The sequence below is a fragment of the Okibacterium fritillariae genome (assembly GCF_052783725.1).
This window is the reverse complement of record NZ_CP199917.1, coordinates 2,011,906-2,029,870: the sequence shown is the minus strand read 5'-3', so window position 1 is coordinate 2,029,870 and position 17,965 is coordinate 2,011,906. Positions and strand designations below refer to the sequence as shown.

Genomic DNA, 17,965 nt, shown 5'->3' with positions numbered 1-17,965 from the left:
TCAGGCCGAGACGGGCGTGGGCCACCAGGCCGGCAGAAGCGACATGACGGCCGCGGCATAGGCCTCGGCGTCGGTGTCTTCGCCCAGGGCCCACTGTTCGATGCAGGCCATCGTGCCGCCAGCGAAGTAGGCGGCCGCGGCCTCGGCCGAACCCGCCGGCGACATCTCGACACCGGCCTCGCGCCAGAAGTCGAGGGCGATGGAGATGCGCTTGTGCAGGGTCGACACGAGGATGCGTCGGAACCCGGCATCGTTCTTCGCGAGGAACAGTGCGCGATAGGCGGGGCGCTCCTCACTGACGTGGGCCAGGATCTGGCGCATTGACGCCTGGTAGCTGGCGCTCACGACCGACGGCTGGGCGAGGCTGTCACGGGTGACGTCGACCGTGGCGAGGCGGTCGACGATGCGCCCGAAGATGTCGGCTGCGAGTTCCTCGATGCCTCGGTAGTGGCCGTAGAAGGTGGTGCGGTGCACATCGGCCGCCCGGCACAACTCGGCGACACCGATGTCGTTCAGGTCTTTGTGTTCGAGCAGTTCGAGCAGCGCCGTGGTGAGGGCCCGCAGGGTGCGTGCGGTGCGGGGCTCGTCGGACGGTGGCGTGCCGATATCGCGCAGCGAAATGATGGGTGCGGTCATCTCTCCATTATCGATCGCGGGCGTGTGGTTCGTGCGCCGGGTCATGCGTCCCTCAATGGAGCGTGGAGTATCGCGAAAGTTGCCGTTGGTCCACCATAGGCTGCTGCGGTGTCGTCCGGGACGGCATCGTCGCCAGTAGTCAGTTAACGCGTCGTCCAGGATGTGAGGAGCTGCTCTTCATCGGCGTCGGAGAGACCAGCCCGCGTGGTGTTGCGTGCTGCGGCAGCAGTTTTCTCGGTGTCGTCGGTGAGGGCGCTGGCGTCAGAATTCGATTGCTGCGAGTTCGCCGCGCGCTCGGCGGCCAGGATGTCGGCCAGCGTGTCGGCGAGGGGGCGCAGCTGCACCCCCGCTTCGAGGGCTCGCGACACGTCGCGGTCGTTCATGCCCCACCAGTCGCGATCGTCGATCCAGAGCGGGAGGCTGCGCGGGCCGGCCCACGGGGAGACGCCGTTGTCGAGCAGCCAGCGTTCGTCGACCTCGATGACCGGGCCCATGTGGTTGACGGCCTGGCGTGCGATGGCGACGTGCTCGGAGAAGGGGAGGGCGGGGCTGGTTGCGTTGAAGACTCCGCGGATGCCGCGCTCGACGAGGCTGACGATGAAGGCCGCGAGGTCGCGCACATCGATGAGCGCCGTCGGCAGGTCGGGGACCGCGGGGACGAGAACCGGGCGCTGGGCGTGGGTGGGAACTATCCGCTCGTCGTCGGACGGGGATGTGAGCTGCGCTGTTTTAGCCGGCTCTTCGGCTGCCGGCGCGAAACGGGTGGGCTCTTCCGCTGCCGGCGTGATACGGGTGGGCTCCTCGGCGGCGCGCGCGAAACGGGTGGGCCAGTAGGTGCTGCGGCCGGTCGGGTCGCCGGGGCCGCCGATCAGGCCAGGGCGGACGATGGCGCTACGGTCGGGGCCGAAGGCTGCGAGGACGGCTCGCTCGGCGGCGGCCTTCGCGACCCCGTAAGGCACGTCGGCGGCCGGGGTGGTGGGGTCGGGATCGGGGAAGGTGACGGCATCCTCGTCGGCGTTGCGTTCGGATTGGCTGGCGTAGGCGCTCGTCGAGGAGACAAAGAGGTAGGCGTCGGCGTGGGTCTCGAGGGCGTCGACGGCGGCTCGCACCTGGTCGAGGGAGCGGGAGAGGTCGATGACGGCATCCCAGCGTTCGGGCGATGGCTCGGATGTCGAGGGCAGCACGCTGGCGTAGGCATCCGGCTTGTCGCGGTCGGCGCTGATGAAGCGGGCACCGGTGGGCACACGACCCGATTCGCCGCGCGCGAGGCACGTGACCTCGTGACCCGAGGCGAGTGCCGCCGTAACGATCTCGCCGCCCAACCATGCTGTGCCGCCCAAAACGAGGAGTCTCATGGGGTCAGTCAACCAAGGTGCGGGGCCGGAGCGGGCCGGGTTCGCTGACGGCAGACCTGGCGCGTCGCGCGCGATGGCGGCATAGTCGGAGCATGCATCACAAAGAACAGCTGCACGGGTACCTGAAAGTCAGGCGCGCCGACCTGCTCGGCAAGCTCGACGGGCTCGGCGAATACGACGCCCGGCGGCCCCTCGTGCCCACCGGCACTAACCTGATCGGCCTGATCAAACACGTTGCGAGCACGCAGCTCGGTTACTTCACGGACGTGTTCGGGCGCCCCGCCGACCGCCCGATCGCATGGGACATGACGACCGACGCCGATATGTGGGCCACGGCCGACGAGTCGCTCGCCGAGATCATCGACTTCCACCACTACTCGAACGAGCAGACCGACGCCACCATCCAGGCCCTCGACATCGATGCGCCGGGCCGGGTGCCGTGGTGGCCGGGGGAGCGCGGCAACGTGACGCTGCATCAAATTCTCGTGCACATGACGGTCGAGACATCGCGTCACGCGGGGCACGCCGACATCCTGCGCGAACTCATCGACGGCTCGGTGGGCAACGGGCCGAATGACCCGAACATCTCGACGACGGATGCAGCGCACTGGGTCGAGGTGCACGACACGATCGAGCGTGCGGCTCGTGAGGCGGCGGGGTTGACCGAATAGGGGCGCTCACAGCATCCGAATCACCGGCGAAGGGCTCGGCGGACGGGGAGGGTAGGAGTACCCCTTCCTCGACGCGTCGCCGCCTGGCACTCTGGGTGCGAGCCCCGACGAGTGGGCTCATTCTGGCTCTGACGTCACAAAGGGGAACGCTGTGAAGAGAAGGTCGCTACACATTTTGGCCACGGGGGCCGCCGCCGCCCTGGCACTTGCGCTGCTGCCAGCGGCCGCCGCCACCGCCGCCACGACCATCACCACCAACGGCAACATCTACCACGGCTACGGCTACACCATCAAACCGGACGGCACGTCGTCGGGCATTGCGAAATACGCCGGCGCCACCATCTATGACCAGAACGTTTCGTTCTCACCCGACGGTACGCGCATCGTCTATACGTCCCAGCCGGAGGCCGGGCAGCCGTCGAACGTCGTGACCGCCAAGGCGGATTACACCAACAAGAAGACGCTCTACAGCGGGGAGACCTTCACGACGAACTACCCCCTGGCCCCGGTCTGGTCGCCGAACGGCGCGCGCATCGCCTACGTGGTGAGCTCGGACAATGCGGCGTCGCGCATCGTCACGTCTAACCCGGATGGCACAGGGAAGAAGGAGGTCACCAACACGGCCGATATGCCGAGCGTGTCTCGCTCCGTGTCGTGGTACCCCGATAGCGACCGTGTGCTGTACGTGAACAAGACCAACCAGCTGTGCACGATCTCGACGACGACCAGCGCGAAGACGTGTAAGAACTTGCCGAGCCAGTCTGTAACCGGTGCTGAGTTCAGCTCGCCGTTCAGCGCACCGCGACTGGCGCCGGATGGTTCCACCGTTCTTCTGACACTGTGGCAAGGCGAAACCACTCAGCGTCTCGACATCGCACGCGTGTCGGTGAACGGAACGAACTTCGTCAACCTGACCGCCAACATGGGCCTGCGCCAGGCAACGGACGTGGTCTGGTCGCCCGACGGATCCTCGATCGCCTTCGTCTACAGCCCCGCCGCGCAGAACGAATACCAGCAGATTGCGGTCATGTCGAAGAACGGCACGAACCTGAAGTTGCTCGCTGCGACGACCGGCCACGCGGGTGCGACCGCCTGGCAGCCGAAGGTGACCGCGGTCAACGACCCGAGCGCGCTGGCCGTGTCCCGCGTGGGCTACTGCGGGAACAACGGGGGAACCTACGCCTGGCTGGACTTGAAGGCCTCGTGGAAGGCGGACCCCAAGGCATCCGTTGCGTCGTATCACATTTATGAGAACGGCACGAACATCAAGAATGTGACGAACACGCGCTTGAACGCGGGGACGCTCTCGACGACCTTCTCGAGCACGCAGTGGTGGGCGCAGGATGCCAAGACGCTTATTTACACCGTGAAGGGTGTGACCGCCGCGGGTGTCGAAACCGGGCCGTCGAACACGGTGACGATCAACGTTCCCGCTCTGGACTGCTGATCGGTTGACTCTCGGACGAGCCCGGCTGACGTGTGATGCGTCGGCCGGGCTCGTTTTTTGTGCTCGGGCGACCGACTGATTCTGGTGTCGCACGAGCGGATCGTTGCTGGCCGACGATGACGCCGAGGAGGACCAGGATGACGCCGCCGATCTGAATGATCGTCAGGGGTTCGGCCGCGAAGATCGTGCCGAGCAGCACGCCCGTGACGGGGTTGAGCAGGCCGATGACGCCGACCGTTCCGGCGCTCAGGCGCTTGAGGCCCATGAACCAGCACCAGAAGGCCAGGGCTGTTGCGATCACGCTGACGTAGGCGAAACCGAGGATGGCTCCCGTGTCGAGTGCCGGGGGAGCGCCCTCGAATATGAGCGCCGCAACAGTCAAGGCGCCTCCGCCCGCGAGCAACTGCCATGCCGTCAGCGACAAGACGGGGATGTCGCTCGCCCACCTCTTCGAGAGCACGTAGCCGAGCGCCGACATCACCATGGCGCTCGCCGAAGCGATGACACCCCACGCGTTGACCCCCGTGGACGAGGTGGCGACGATGAGGAGCACCCCCAGCATCCCGATCAGTGCGCCGGCGACCACGCGGGGGACGGGGCGTTCCGAGGCGAGGGCCCAGGCAAGGCCGATCATGATGAGGGGTGCGGCGGCCATGATGCTCGCGGCGACGCTCGACGGCAGCAGTTGCGCGGCCACATAGAGCAGCACGAAGAACGCGCCGACGTTGAGGATGCCGAGCACCGCCGACCTCCACCACCACATGCCGCGCGGCCGGCGTCGGGCGAGCAACATGAGCAGAATGCCGGCCGGAAGTGCGCGGATGGCGGCTCCCCAGAGCGGGCTGTCGGCGGGGAGGAGTTGTTTCGTCACGAAGTAGGTGCTGCCCCACGCGATGGGTGCGACAGCGGTGATGAGGACCCAGTGCCATTTATCTTCCATGGAAGTTAATATAGCTTCCTGGGAAGGTATAGTGCAGGCATGAGTGCGAAACCGGGTTCCCCGCGCGATGACCCCGAAGAGCGTGCTGGGCGCGAGGGGTGGGCTGTGCGCGACGACCGAGCTCAGCGCGGGGACCGCGATGGCCGGGACGACCACGTTGCCCGCATCCAGGCCGAGTGGGAGCGTGAGCGCCCTGACCTCGACGTGTCGCCCCAGGGCGTCTTCGGGCGTCTGCATCGACTCGCGGCGCTCCTGATGGACGAGATCACGGTCGTCTATCGCGAGCACGGCCTCACCGAGGGGGAGTTCGACGTGTTGGCCGCCCTGCGCCGCGCCGGCGAACCCTTCGAGCGGGCACCCGGCGAGCTCGCCCAGCACACCATGGTGACGACGGGCGCGATGAGCAAACGCATCGACCGGCTCGAGGGTGCCGGACTCGTCACGCGCCGGGCCTCGTCCGAGGATGGGCGCGGGCGCGTGGTGGCCCTGACGGCCGAGGGGCGGCGCGTGATCGACGCGGCGTTCACCGACCACATCGCGAACGAACATCGGCTGCTCGAGGGCATGCCCGCGGCGGATGTCAGGCAGCTCGAGTCGCTGCTCGCGAAGTGGTTGGGGCACGTCGACGGCTGAACACCCACCTCGTTACAATCTCGCGCAAGCATCCCGCCACGACACGCCGAGGCGCTAGTGTGCTGATGACATGAGGGGGAGTCATGAGCGCATCTGAGCGCCCGAGCGAGGCCGCACTGTGGCGTGCCGGGTGGCGGCTTGTCGCGGGGTATGTGCCCTACGTGCTTCGTGGGCGTCGGCGGACGATGGCGATCGTCATCGGTTTTGTTCTGGCGATCTTCGTCGGGAGCGCCTCTCTTGGATTCGATGTGCTGCTTTCGGGCGGGCTGAATACGTTGATTGTCGGATGGGCCGCGGTTGCAGCAGGAGGCGGCGCGCTACTTGGAGTGTCCCTCACAATCTGCAGCGCAACCATGCTCGAATACGAGCTCCAGCCGCGACCTCGAACCAGCTCGCGCGTCGACCGAGCACGCAATCGCGCTCTGCGTCGTAACCCGTCCACGGCCCCGCACGCCGACGACGCGACGCTCGTGCGGGTTACCGATTCACTGCGGACTCATCGTTCGACGTTATCGGCGAGCATCGTCGGCAACGGTCTGCTCATCGGTTTGTGGATCGTGCTCGTTGCGACCAACGTCTCCGCCAGCGGCGAGATCAGCGTGGTCGGCCGTGTCTGGGCTGCAACGATCGTGGTCATGGTCGGCATCCAGGTGTTCGGCGTTCGCATGCTCGGTCTCACGGACTGGCGCCTGGGGCTGATCGAGCCTGTTGCGCGACAGAGATTCGGCCACCCATCCCGAGTAACGAATGTCTGAGCGGATGCCTGAGCGCGCGGCCGAGCGTGAGCTCCCGTCCGGATCGGGCGTCTGGCGCCACATACCGTGGTGGTATGTGGGTGGCGCGGCCGTCACGACCGCGGTCGGATTCTTCGTCTTCTTCGCGATCGGGCCGTTCCCCGCAGGGTTCGCCCTGTTGTGGTTGCCTATCGTCGCTGGTTACGTGCGTTCGTCGAGGCAGGATGAGGCCGACGCGCGCGCCTATGTCGAGACGGCGAGCGCCCAGGGTGTCGCCCCCGCCGATGCTGCCGATGAATACCGTCGTATCGTCGGCGGCGAAGCCCCCGACTTCTGGTTCGACCTCTCTTCAGGCGGATGGCGCGATGAAGCGCGCTTCGCGGTCGCGCTCACACTCGCCATGATCGGCGCGGGGATGGCTCTGCTCGCGTGGCGTCACCCCGAAACTCTTGCGCCCGAAACGGGACCCACTGTTCTCCTCTGGTCGCTCGCGACAATGGGTGCCGGCTTGGTGTTGCTCCTGGCAAGCCGATGGATCGCCTCGAGAAGGGACCGCGATGTCTCGCAGTGACGTGTCTCCGAGCGGTTGGTGGGGCGAGGGTTGGCGACTGATCGCCGTTTACGTGAGACGGGTGTTTCCGCATCCGGCTGGTCGACGGGTTGTGATCGTTGGAGCGGTCGGAGCGCTGGTCGGCGTCGTGGGCGGTCTGCTGCTGAGCGTTCTGTTCGCCCGGATCGGCTCGCCCGATTCATCGGTCGTCCAGTCGGTCGCGACTGTCGTGACGCTGGGTGTGTTCTTCGGTGCACTGGCGATCACCTGCGCCGCATCCATCCGCCTCATTGGAGCGATGGAGAGGGACACCAGGCCGCGAGCGCTCGAACGCGCCGAGGAACGCCAGGTGCGAATGCTGGTGGTGCACCCCGAGCGGGGCCAGGAAACTGAAACGCGGCTCATCGAAGTTGCCAGAGACCGTTTGCGCATCTCCCAGCGCACAGCGCCGAGCGGGCTCATTGCGGTTGCTCTCGGTGGCGTTCTCTACACGACCTATAACGTGATGCTGCTCGTTCAAGACGATGCTTCGATGTATGAATTGCGCCTCGTTGCCGGTGCTGTGCTCATCGTGGTCGGGGGTGCGAGCCTCTTCCTGGGCTTCCGCTCGCTCGGTCGCTCGACGGCCCACATCGCTGCGCTCGAGGCGCTCCTGCTCGAAAGATCGTCGGCGCCGTCCGCATCCGAAGCTTCTTCGACGACGACGACGACGACGACGGCGGAGGGGGAGTCTCGACCGTGACGAACCTTCCAGCTCCTGACCGGCCGACGCATGCTCCCGGCTTTTGGAGGCACATATCGCCTTGGTATGTCGGCGCGTTCGTCGTCTGCTTCGTGATCGGGATCATGCTCGTCGTCCAGCTGGGCGCTTTCCCCCTGGCTGTGGCGTTTCTCTGGATCATCCCCGTGCGGGAACATTTCGTTCTCTCCCGCCGCACCACGGAGCCCGTCGACAACCGGCCACCCTCGGTACCGATCGGACATCCGAAGGAAGAGGCGTTGTTCGCCCTCTCCGTGTCCTCGCTCACGATAGGAATCGGTTTGATCGCAACATCGCTCATTTCGGCCGACGACCTCACCGTCTCCGACCCGAGAGGCATCTACCTGTGGGCCTTTATCCTCACCGCCCTCGGAACGGCCGGCATCCTCATCGGTCGCGTCTTCATCCGACGCCGTGCCGTGGCGCACGTGATCGAGGGATGGTCTGAGCAATGACATCGAGCAATGGCAAGAAGTTCTTCGATCACCCGTCCGGGAGGCGTGCCCAGGGGCAAGGGGCAGCGACACCCGCAGAGCCCCACCGGCGGCGAAGGAACGTCTGGCGCCTCGTGCCGATCGAGTACGTGGTGGGCGCAGTAGTGACCACGTCTACGCTCATCGTGCTGAACCGCATCAACCCCGATCTTCACCTGTCACTCGTCGTGCTGCCATTCCTGCCGCTGGTCCTTCACTACGTCGTGGTTCGCCAAGCCGACCGCCAACGCGGACCCGGGTCTGAGCGACCCAACATCGATCCGCGGCGCCTGCACGCCAGCCTCGCCCTCGTCGCCTTCTCCGTCGCTGCGGTCACGATCGGCAGCAGCATCATGGTGGGCGTATGGCTTGCGGCGACCTCGTCATCATGGACGGCCAACGCCTCGGCTTGGATGTGGGCGGGCGCCGCAACGTTCGCCCTCGTCATCCCGGCGGCGGTCGCGCTCTTGGCAGTGAACCGCCGCGCAACCGCACCCTCGTCTGAGAACCCGAGCAGCGCCCCGGCTTCGAGCGGCAGCCCTCACGATCACAGGATGGTCTGAACCATGACTTCGAGCACAGACGAGGGGTCCCGAAAGCACGTGACGGGCAAGAATGCCCCGTTCGCTTCGATAGTTCGACCCCCGATCGCCGTGTGGTGGCGCGACGGATGGCGCCTCACCGCTGCGTCTGTTCGACACACGCTGCGTTCCCCGCGGTGGCAGATCGGTCTGGCCGTCGTGACCGTCGCCGGTGCTGTGGGTGGATTGTTCGGCTGGTGGCTCAGCTCGGCTCTTCCGGGTGCCGGTAACGAGTCCGCCACATTCTTCGTCGGGCTGTTCGGCTTGTTCACGGGTTTTGTCGCCGCTGTGCTCACCGGTCTCATAGTGAGCCGGCGTGACCGCACCGCGCGGAGGGTGTCGCGTATCGCGCCGGTCGAGACTCGCCGCGTCTTCTCGGGCGAGACTGACCCGGCGCTCGCCGACCTTCCGACCCAGACCTACGTACGAGGACTCATAGCCGATCTGCGCGAGCGCCTGCCGCTCTTCATCCTCATCTACTTGTCCGTTTCGCTGCTGATGCTCCTCGCGGCGAGCTACGGTGTCGTCACGCGAGGCTCACCGATCCTTGTTGTCCTGATGGCATTGATGGCCATCTCGAACGGAACCTTGAGCATCCTCGCCCTCAAGCTCCTGGGCTCCCACGGCCCACTCCTCAGCCGCCTCGGCAGCGCCCGGCCGGACACCACCCAGCAGGGCCCATCTCATGACTAGCGCTCACCTTGACCATCCCACAGCCGCCCCGCGCAACTGGTGGTCCGAAGGCTGGCGCGTCTACGCCCGCAGCGTGCGCCAGTTCTTCTCGCTGCGCCGCATCCTCACCCTGCTCCTCATCGTTGCAGCATCGGCCGTCGTCGGCGGGCTCGTGGGCGCCGGAATCATCGCGCTCGCCGCCAACCCCCGCCTCTCGGCCGGCACCCTCATCCTCATGCTCGCGGCCGCCGCGGGAGGCGCCTCGATCGTGATCGCACTCGGCGTCTGGTATCTGCGCGACCTCCGCGCTGACGCCCTCTCCTGGACCCCGCTCCCACCCGTCATCGCCGCCCTCGAGAAAGCCCCCATCCCCGACGGCTATCACGTGGATGCCGACACCAAAGCCCTCGTCATCTCAATCGTCCGCCGTCGACGCCGTTCCCTGACCTTCGCCGTCACAGCCCTGATGTCCGTCTTCTTCGTCGGCCTGACCTCCGGCATCACCATCCTGTCTCTCGGCGAAGCCATGACACCACGTCAGATCCTCATCTTCCTTCAGTGCTTCCTGTTCCTGTTCCTCGCGCTCTCGGCTTTGCGGTCGCTCGGCCAAACCACCACGCTCCTCGCCCACACGTTCAGCGGCACCATCCCCGACGTCTCTATCAGCACCCCGCCCACGAAAGCAGTCGGATGATGACACCCCACGTCTCGAGCACCTCAGACGCCCCGCCGCTCACCGAAAGGACCCCTGAGTGACCGGCACGCACCGCATCACCTGGTGGCGCGAAGGATGGCGCGTCTACCGCGTCGCCGCGCCCCTCTTCTTCACGCGCCGCCGCGTCGTGACCGGGGTGGTGACCGTCGTCGCTGCGTCTGCCCTCGTCTACGGTGTCGTGTCGCTGATCCCCGTGCCCGAGTCGGCGCCGCTCTCGTCGGACTTCTTCGCCAGCATCCTCGCCGGTATTGCCGCATTCTTCGTCCTCATAGGTTTCGGAACCTCCTGGTTCACACGCGACAATCGCACCGACGGCCTCTCCGCGGGCAGTACGCTTCCGGACGAACTCGCGCCCCTGCAGAAGGCGCCACCGGCCGCGGGGGAGAGGATCGATCCAGCCCGCCGCGCCCTCGCCATCTCGGTCGTGCGACGCCAACGCCGCAACTACGTCGCCATCCTGACCATGTTCATGCTGGTCACACTGGTGCAGATCACCGGGTTCGTCTTCGCGCTCACGACCCCTGGCTCCCAGCTGTTGTGGCCGCTCGCCACCGTCGTGGCCGCGCTCGCCATCGAATGCTGGATCCTCAACGCCCTGGCCCAAACTTCCGTTCTGCTCGAGAACGCAACCGCCCACCGTGACCCTCCCGCCGAACCGAACGCGCGGTAACCGACCCTGGCACACAGTCGCCCAAATTATCCGCTAGGATTATCAAGTTGTCTTCGCCGCTCGCGGTGGATGACTTCGGGCTGTGGCGCAGCTTGGTAGCGCACTTGACTGGGGGTCAAGGGGTCGCAGGTTCAAATCCTGTCAGCCCGACCATGAAGTCCCGGAAACTCACGAGTTTCCGGGACTTTCAGGTTAACGGATTTGACTACCCCATTAGCAACCGTCCTTGTACTCTACGGCACGGCACGGCACAGCACAGCGACCGCGCCCCAGTCCGCCGCACTGACGTTGCTCAGGGTCCGCTCCGATCATTCGGAATCCGCGTGCGAACCTCATGGGTATGATCATCCACAAGAACATCCAACCTCTCCTCCGACCAACGCATGGGGTCTGGAACCCCTGATGGACGTCGCCGAACGACTCCGATCTCGGCATACCGCTCTCCACGGTCTACGACCGGCGCGTCCACGACGGCCTACCGGTTCGGCAAACATCCGGAGTTCGCCGTTTCCGACGTGCGGGCCTGGCTCGCCGAGCAGCGGGAACCATCCAGCCAACCGGCCACTCCGATCGGCGGTGAACTGAATGGCCTGGCCGCGGTTGACGATCGGCGCCTCCGGCGACATCACCACGCGGGTGATGCCATCCGGCCGATTCGAGGCACGGACCCGCTACCGCGACTGGGTCGGCCGAGCGCGCCAAGTGCAGGCCACCGGCGCCGCCGCCAAGGCAGCCAAGGGCGCGCTGAAAGCGAAGCTGGCCGGGCGGTCCCTCTTCCGACTCACCGGCCCACCGACAGCACCCTGACGCCCGATAGCCTGTTCGCAGACCTCGTGGCCGATTGGTTGATGGGCATCGATGTGGAGGGCCGGGTCTTCAAAACCGCCCGGAACCGGTACGAGCGCAATATGCGGACCCTCGTCTCTGTGGCGTTCGGCAGTCTCACGCTGCGCGAGATCGGCGCCGCCCGGTGCGGCCAGTTCATTAAACAGTTGGCGAAGCTCTCCTACGGCCGCGCCAAGCGGGCCCGGGTGGTGCTGCGGCTTGCCTCGGAACTGGCGGTGCGGTACGAGGTCCTCCCTCGCAACCCGAGCGACTACGTGGGCCGCCTGCACCGCGAGCCGCACATCCCCGATGCGCTCACGGCCCCCGAGGTGAACATGATCCGCCCGGCGATCGCCTAGTGGGAGAGTGCGGCCGACCACATCTCCGGGCCGAAGCCCGACGGCCAACTCGGTGCGATCATCGAGTTGTTGGCGGTCCGCCGCCCGGACGTCGACGTCACTAGCCCTGTGCCCTCCATCCGCGTGCCCGGCAGGATCCCCCAAGACCGCCAGGTCCACCCGCGTCGTGGCCATACCCACCTTCACCGCCCACGCGGTCCGCCGGCGGCTAGCCAAGGTAGAGAGTCTCGGCCTGGACGAATTGCTGTTCCCGTCCCGGGGCGGCACGCCGCTGACGACCGCGAACGTGCGCCCCCAATTGGGACAGGTACTCGAGGGAGCGGGCATCAAGGGAGTGACCCCGCACATGCTCCGCCGCACGGTTGTCACAGCGGTCAGCACCGACGCCTGCATCGAACTAGCCTCAGAGATGCTCGGCCACACGGACACGAAAATCGCTGTGCAGCACTACATTCAACGCAGCGGCATGGTGGACCCGGCCAGGGCCGCACTCCTCGACCGAGCATTCGCGAAGGCGGAAGAGTGTCCGCGATGCTGATGCGGTGGCAGCACGGTTCCGCCCGGTGGTTCCTCAGCTCTTCAGCGGATCAGTGGCCCAGGCCACAGCTGCGTTCCTCACCGGTTGTTCGCGATGGATGTCGGCTATACGGTGCCGCTCCGGTGGCGACAGCGCGTCTTCTTGGATTTTTCCGGCGAGTGTCGACCACGGATCACGGTGGCACCATCATCTCTTATGGAGTTGTGCCGGAAGCCCGAGAATCAAGTCCTCGATGCAACACGCGGGCCTCCTCAGAACTGCCTTCCATTGTGCGCCCACGATCGAGGGTTCGCTATGGCTCCATCGGCTAAGGCGGAACCCTCCGCGAGACACCAAAAGCGTTGCTCCAAGCGTTGAGGGTTGAAGAATGATCACCTTAATGCGACGCACCTCCGCGAGGTGCGTACCTTAAACAAACGATGCAGGACTGAAATTTCAAGCCAGGCGATCGCCGATAGGATCAAGGATTGAGTGCATCATTCAAGTGAAACGGGGACGCAGTGACGCGAGAGGAATTCACCCGTCCGGTGCGAAACGCGCTCGCCGCGAGAGCAGGACATCGGTGTTCATATCCGGGTTGCTCGAATCCGACGACTGGTCCTAGTGGATACGACGCCGTTGCCAGTGCCGGCATGGCATGCCACATTTACCCGGCATCTGGTGGAGGCCCTCGCTCCTCCCTTCCCCTACCACCTGGTGTTGGACGAACCGACCTCGAGAACGGGGTTTGGATGTGCTGGACGCATGGTCGGATCATCGACCAGGATGACGGAAGGTTCAGCCCTCGCACGCTTATCGATTACCGCCTCCGAGCGGAGGAACGTGCAGGCGAACAATTGTATGGACCGGAAGTGTCCCTCGGATCTCGCTTCCTTGTTCGCCATTCAGCGACCATTCATGTACTTAACAACGCTGAGGCTTGGGATGACCGGCTTCGCTTAACGTGGCGAGAAGACCTCGCCAACGCGCTCACGGACGGCGGCGTATTGGCTGTCTGGGGAGAGGAGGCCGAGCATGCCGTGTGGATGTTGTTCGCGGAGATGATTCGAAACACGCTCGAGCACGGCTCCGGTTCAGGGATCTTCATCACGACGAACCACAACACGGCCGAAGTGTTCATTCAAGACGAAGAGTTCGGTTTCGAACAACTCCGGTCTCAGAGCCGACCCGGGGGTGGGGCTAAGAGTCTCGAGGCCTTCGCGCATGATTTGGGTGAGCGGTTCGAGGTTAATGCCGAAGTGCATGACGGCGGGATCTATATTCGCGTATGCGCCCGCGCTTACGCATCCCCGTTTGATCCGTGCTCTGTGCAGCTTGAACATGAAGAACTAAACGACGCTCAATTAGATGAGCTTGAAGGTTGTTCGACCGTGCACGTATATGCGCCGGAGCGCTTGATGTTATCGGACGGCTGGGTCGTGCCGAACGCGGTGCAAGAAGTTTTCAAACTCGGCGCGAGGGTAGTAGTGCACCACCGACGGGTGCAAGGCGCCCTAGTTCAAGACGAAGTCAGGCGGCAATTCCAGGACAAGATGGACTTAGTCGCATTCGCTGAAATCGAGTGACGTTCCGCTCATGGCGATGCGCAAGACTGCCTGTCGGGCCTTTGACGTTGCCTCGATCTGCCGATCACTGCTCCAATGAAGGAACAATGCTGGCGTAGACGCGGTCGACTGCAACTTGATCTCAACGAGCCGACCGAGAACCTCCCTATTGAGGTCGACGGTCCCGATTCTGGCCTATGCCATTTCAACGCACCAGCGCTAAGGCTTCCTCAGAACACGACATATCCATGGCCTTGGATCGAAAGGAGCACGTTGGTCGAGAGCAGTCCCAGCCTCAGTATTAGCTTGAGCTAGAAGCTCAGGCATTGCGGTACGTAGTTGACGGGCTGTGTTTGCCGCAATTCGAGCAACTAGATCGTCCAGCTCGGCTTCTCGTGCCTCGTCGTCCAATTTTACGTACCGCTTTTGTAGGCCTTTGGAAACCAGGCTTACGGAAAGGAGAGAAATCGCAGAAAGGACCAGGTAAGTCCCATAAAGCCAGAACGACGTCTGGAGCTCAGCGCGAACCACGAAGCCAAGTGCGAATGCAATTGTGATCCCAGTCGCGGTCTGCCAACGTAGAACCATCTCAATGCGAGGAAGACGGTATCGCACATCTGGCTTCACCGGCCATATCAGGGCGGCAGTGTAGAAAATCGAGAGAACAGTCGCTCCGAAGAAAAAGGGGCTGGCTTCCTGGAATTTGGGTTGAGGCCAAACGGCCAGTAAACCAAAGGTCAATACGGTGACGGCGCTCCAACAGACCGCGAAAAAGCGAAAGACTAACGCTAGCCGATGGAGGCGCCGTATTTCGTTTTCTGTTGTCGATGGCATTGTTCGATTCTCTCGAAGGACTTCGAAGTCAGTAAGTCTGAGGCAGGTGAAGAAGCTGTTTCCACTCGCGCCGTTCGGTGATCAGTTGCTAGCGGAGCAGGACTCCCGCAACTCTCTCGAAGAATGGGGCTTCTCGGGACATTTGTCGCGGCATTTGCGCCTTTCCCGACAATATCGGATTGCTCAGCAGTAACATCGCGACTGTTTCCTAGTCTTGACTTGAAGCACCTGCGAGCGGGAGGTAACCCTCTTCAGGAGTTGAAGAGGGTTACGGGGCCCGAGGGAAGGTAGCCTGCTTTTCGGGCACTTCGACCGTCGGGCTGTCAGATGGAGTGGCCGCATGGTGAAGTACAGCGCGACAGCGGTTCCACTTCAGAACCTGCTGGTCGACCCCAATCACTTCAAGTTGAGACGTCCAAGCCTGCCCGTCAACTTTGCTGAATCTCGATTCGAAGGACCACTGTGAGAGATATCCACGCTGAGGTGATCAACCAAACCGTGAGCGCACTTACCACCACGATCGACGCACTCGATCCGGAGAGACCTCTAGAGGCGCTTGACGGTCAGATCGATGATGCGATCGCAACTATGGTCGAATTGATAAGAGGGCATGACCCAATCGAGGTCATCGAGCAGAGTCGCCTTTGTGCCTTTCCATGGCAGGCCGGTCAGCCGGTCTATCAAGCCGGCGTAGAGAACGGGTGGAGTTGCACCGAACTCGTCGCGATAGTTGCGAGTAAGTCTAATCTCTCAAACACGACCGCATCACGGCCTGGGGAGATTATCGAAAGTTGTCTGGAGATCGCCGGACAATTGCTCCGTCTAGGAATGATTCGCGCGACGATCAGTGCCGAGCCTACAAATCCGCTGGCGTTGATCGGCGCAAAGCTGCAAGCTTCAGAGCTTATGATGAGGGGGTCCTCCTACTCTGAGCTCCTAGAAACAACCACGCGAACGTTGTTCGGCGAGCCAACCGTTGACGCTAATTTGCGTGAAGCAATTGGTTTCGGTGCTCCAGAGGCGATATCCGTCCTGGGCGCGCTACATGACCTTCAAGTCGCGAACATGAATCGTCGTCAAGAAGCAGGTCTCCGAGCTATGGACGCCGCCAGACGTCGTCACGAGCTCGGAATCGCATCACGGGAGGATATAGCGGAGGCGGCCAAGAAGTTTGATCGCGCTTGCAACCCCGATTCTGCCGCCGCGTCTGTCTCGGTAGCGGACCTCGTCCGCTCGACCGGATTAGCTGACAAGGTCGTCATGGACGTGCTGGATGCCTTCACCTGGCGTCCTGACGTGACTCAGAACGTTGACGAGGAAGTGCGGGCGTTTCTTTCGGGCAACAACCCCTTACGGGTGTCGCCCGTCGTGCGGACCAAGTCCTCGCGAGCACTGCTCATTCACCCGGTGTTGACGCAGGGGGCGATCCGGGAGCGCTTGGAGTCCGCTCTACGATCAAGCGCAGGCTGGGAGCAGTATCAGAATCACCGAGGAGCCCTGCTCGAGCAACGCACCCGCCAGGCCTTCGAGCGATTGGTCGGACCGGCATGCGCATGGCACTCGCTCCTCTACTACGTCCCAGCGTCCGAGGCCGAGCGGCAAGCTGATCCGGTTGGATATAGCAAGCGGGTGGAGGGTGACCATTTGATCGTCCTTGACGACGTGGCGATCGTGATCGAGGACAAAGCCGTTGCATTGAGTCCTCAGTCCCGTTCCGGGGCCAGTTTCCGGTTGCAAAAGGACCTAACTGGCATCATCACTAAAGCGTCCGAGCAAGCTGATCGTCTCGTCCGTCGCATCCAGGCAGATGGAGGGCTCCGTATTCACGGAGAAGGCTGGATCGACCTGAGTCACATTCGTGAGTTTCACACAGTTGCCGTTAGCCTAGACGATCTAACCTCCACGTCCACGGCAACCGCGCAGCTCGTTCAAGCGGGCCTGATCGCAACTGAATCCGTACCGTGGACCGTTTCTATTCACGATCTGGACCTCATTGCGGAGCTATCCGCTCACCCAGCCGAGTTTCTCCTTTACCTCCGCAGACGTCGCCACCCGCTCGCTACAGTCCTCTATACGGCACCGGACGAGCTAGATCTGTTTCTGTACTTCTTCGAAGCTGGGTTGTACGTCGAGGAAGATCCACATGAATTGCGCGCGGCATTCCCTTTCCTACCGGAGCCTACCCCCGCCGAGCTCGATCGCTGGCGCAAACAGATCCCGAGTGTAGTCACTAGCCGGACGGATCCATTAGATGCTTGGTATCAAGAGGACTTCCTTCGCGTTCGTGCGGGAAAATCGCGGACGCCGTCGGCCCCTAGCAAGCCGCGCAGGACCCCTAGTCCTCTCGACGAACTCGTCGAACAGATGGATGAGTTGGGTGCATTTGGAAGGACGTCAATCGCGGCAACTCTTCTTTCCGGAGATCGGAAAACTCAGCAGCAAATGTCTCGCCATGGCAGGGACGTAGTCCGTGCGTCAGATCGAGGCACGCTCCGGCGAAGCGTCACCGTTCCAGTCCAGAGCCTGAGCGACGGTGGCTGGCTACTCGTCTGGGCTACGTGTCCAACGGAAGAGAGCCGCCACGACTGGGAGCGTGAGATGCGTGAGTACGTTCGAGTGAAGGGGCATCAGCTGAGATTGGCGCGAGGAGCCCTGTTCGCGTTCGACGGAGCAAGCGGCGAGATGTTCGCCGTGTATTCGGAGACAGTCCCCAACGACCTAAGCCCGTCCGAGCTAGCAAACGCTAAGAAGCTTCTTCCGTTATCTGCCCTTCGCCCAGTTGAACAGGTGAAGAAAGCGATGAGTGGCCAGCGCACTCAACCACGCCGCAAGAAAAAACATGGATAAGTAGGTGGCCGGTTGTTTCATGGTAGCGCGCAACGGGATGTTCGAACGGAAGAGTGGCGAGATGCGCGTGAGTGTTCCAGGCAGCGCTAGGTCATTGCTCTGCGATGCGGTGTATACGTCGGCGGTACTGGCGATTTGGCCATGGCGCCAGTCAGCACGAGCACGGGGCGCTGACAGAGAT

General features: G+C 63.7%; 18 protein-coding genes and 1 tRNA gene. 16 read left to right on the top strand and 3 right to left on the bottom strand.

What is annotated here, in order from left to right; genetic code table 11:
• Together ACUWEX_RS09375 and ACUWEX_RS09370 are read right to left on the bottom strand one after the other, a co-directional pair.
• Positions 1-636 (bottom strand): hypothetical protein, encoded by a 636-nt coding sequence (locus ACUWEX_RS09375; protein ID WP_445996066.1) that lies wholly within the window; start codon positions 634-636, stop codon positions 1-3.
• A gap of 143 nt (positions 637-779) precedes the next feature.
• Positions 780-1,991 (bottom strand): NAD-dependent epimerase/dehydratase family protein, encoded by a 1,212-nt coding sequence (locus tag ACUWEX_RS09370; protein WP_445996065.1) that lies wholly within the window; start codon positions 1,989-1,991, stop codon positions 780-782.
• 92 nt (positions 1,992-2,083) lie between these two features.
• Between ACUWEX_RS09370 and ACUWEX_RS09365 the strand changes: the two genes are divergently transcribed.
• Together ACUWEX_RS09365 and ACUWEX_RS09360 are read left to right on the top strand one after the other, a co-directional pair.
• Positions 2,084-2,662, top strand: a complete 579-nt coding sequence (locus tag ACUWEX_RS09365) for a DinB family protein (protein WP_445996064.1) — start codon at positions 2,084-2,086, stop codon at positions 2,660-2,662.
• Between the two features lie 151 nt (positions 2,663-2,813).
• Positions 2,814-4,109 (top strand): TolB family protein, encoded by a 1,296-nt coding sequence (locus tag ACUWEX_RS09360; protein ID WP_445996063.1) that lies wholly within the window; start codon positions 2,814-2,816, stop codon positions 4,107-4,109.
• Here the strand turns inward: ACUWEX_RS09360 and ACUWEX_RS09355 are convergent.
• Positions 4,084-5,049, bottom strand: a complete 966-nt coding sequence (locus ACUWEX_RS09355; RefSeq protein WP_445996062.1) for a DMT family transporter — start codon at positions 5,047-5,049, stop codon at positions 4,084-4,086. The genes ACUWEX_RS09360 and ACUWEX_RS09355 overlap by 26 nt on opposite strands.
• Positions 5,050-5,088: 39 nt before the next feature.
• Between ACUWEX_RS09355 and ACUWEX_RS09350 the strand changes: the two genes are divergently transcribed.
• The 14 genes from ACUWEX_RS09350 (at position 5,089) to ACUWEX_RS09285 (ending at position 17,784) form a co-directional block, all read left to right on the top strand.
• Complete coding sequence (locus ACUWEX_RS09350) at positions 5,089-5,682, top strand: MarR family winged helix-turn-helix transcriptional regulator (RefSeq protein WP_445996061.1); 594 nt, start codon at positions 5,089-5,091, stop codon at positions 5,680-5,682.
• Between the two features lie 83 nt (positions 5,683-5,765).
• Complete coding sequence (locus tag ACUWEX_RS09345; protein WP_445996060.1) at positions 5,766-6,437, top strand: hypothetical protein; 672 nt, start codon at positions 5,766-5,768, stop codon at positions 6,435-6,437.
• 4 nt (positions 6,438-6,441) lie between these two features.
• Entirely contained in the window at positions 6,442-6,987 is a 546-nt protein-coding gene (locus ACUWEX_RS09340; protein WP_445996059.1) for a hypothetical protein, read from the top strand.
• A gap of 91 nt (positions 6,988-7,078) precedes the next feature.
• Positions 7,079-7,708, top strand: a complete 630-nt coding sequence (locus tag ACUWEX_RS09335) for a hypothetical protein (protein WP_445996058.1) — start codon at positions 7,079-7,081, stop codon at positions 7,706-7,708.
• A 104-nt stretch (positions 7,709-7,812) separates the two neighbouring features.
• The gene (locus tag ACUWEX_RS09330; RefSeq protein WP_445996057.1) at positions 7,813-8,181 is read left to right on the top strand and encodes a hypothetical protein; all 369 of its coding nucleotides are present in this window, start codon (positions 7,813-7,815) and stop codon (positions 8,179-8,181) included.
• A gap of 143 nt (positions 8,182-8,324) precedes the next feature.
• Positions 8,325-8,762, top strand: coding sequence for a hypothetical protein (locus ACUWEX_RS09325; protein WP_445996056.1), 438 nt, complete (start codon positions 8,325-8,327; stop codon positions 8,760-8,762).
• 177 nt (positions 8,763-8,939) lie between these two features.
• Complete coding sequence (locus tag ACUWEX_RS09320; RefSeq protein ID WP_445996055.1) at positions 8,940-9,473, top strand: hypothetical protein; 534 nt, start codon at positions 8,940-8,942, stop codon at positions 9,471-9,473.
• Positions 9,466-10,146, top strand: a complete 681-nt coding sequence (locus ACUWEX_RS09315) for a hypothetical protein (protein WP_445996054.1) — start codon at positions 9,466-9,468, stop codon at positions 10,144-10,146. The genes ACUWEX_RS09320 and ACUWEX_RS09315 overlap by 8 nt, the downstream gene beginning before the upstream one ends.
• A 58-nt stretch (positions 10,147-10,204) precedes the next feature.
• Positions 10,205-10,837 (top strand): hypothetical protein, encoded by a 633-nt coding sequence (locus ACUWEX_RS09310; protein ID WP_445996053.1) that lies wholly within the window; start codon positions 10,205-10,207, stop codon positions 10,835-10,837.
• 76 nt (positions 10,838-10,913) lie between these two features.
• Positions 10,914-10,990, top strand: a tRNA-Pro gene (locus ACUWEX_RS09305).
• A gap of 680 nt (positions 10,991-11,670) precedes the next feature.
• On the top strand, positions 11,671-12,021 hold the full coding sequence (locus ACUWEX_RS09300; RefSeq protein ID WP_445996052.1) for a hypothetical protein: 351 nt from the start codon (positions 11,671-11,673) through the stop codon (positions 12,019-12,021).
• A 166-nt stretch (positions 12,022-12,187) separates the two neighbouring features.
• Positions 12,188-12,559 (top strand): tyrosine-type recombinase/integrase, encoded by a 372-nt coding sequence (locus tag ACUWEX_RS09295; RefSeq protein WP_445996051.1) that lies wholly within the window; start codon positions 12,188-12,190, stop codon positions 12,557-12,559.
• An 851-nt stretch (positions 12,560-13,410) separates the two neighbouring features.
• Positions 13,411-14,124, top strand: coding sequence for a hypothetical protein (locus ACUWEX_RS09290; RefSeq protein ID WP_445996050.1), 714 nt, complete (start codon positions 13,411-13,413; stop codon positions 14,122-14,124).
• Between the two features lie 1,275 nt (positions 14,125-15,399).
• Positions 15,400-17,784: a hypothetical protein gene (locus tag ACUWEX_RS09285; protein ID WP_445996049.1), complete on the top strand. Its 2,385-nt coding sequence runs from the start codon at positions 15,400-15,402 to the stop codon at positions 17,782-17,784.
• Positions 17,785-17,965 lie beyond the last annotated feature (181 nt).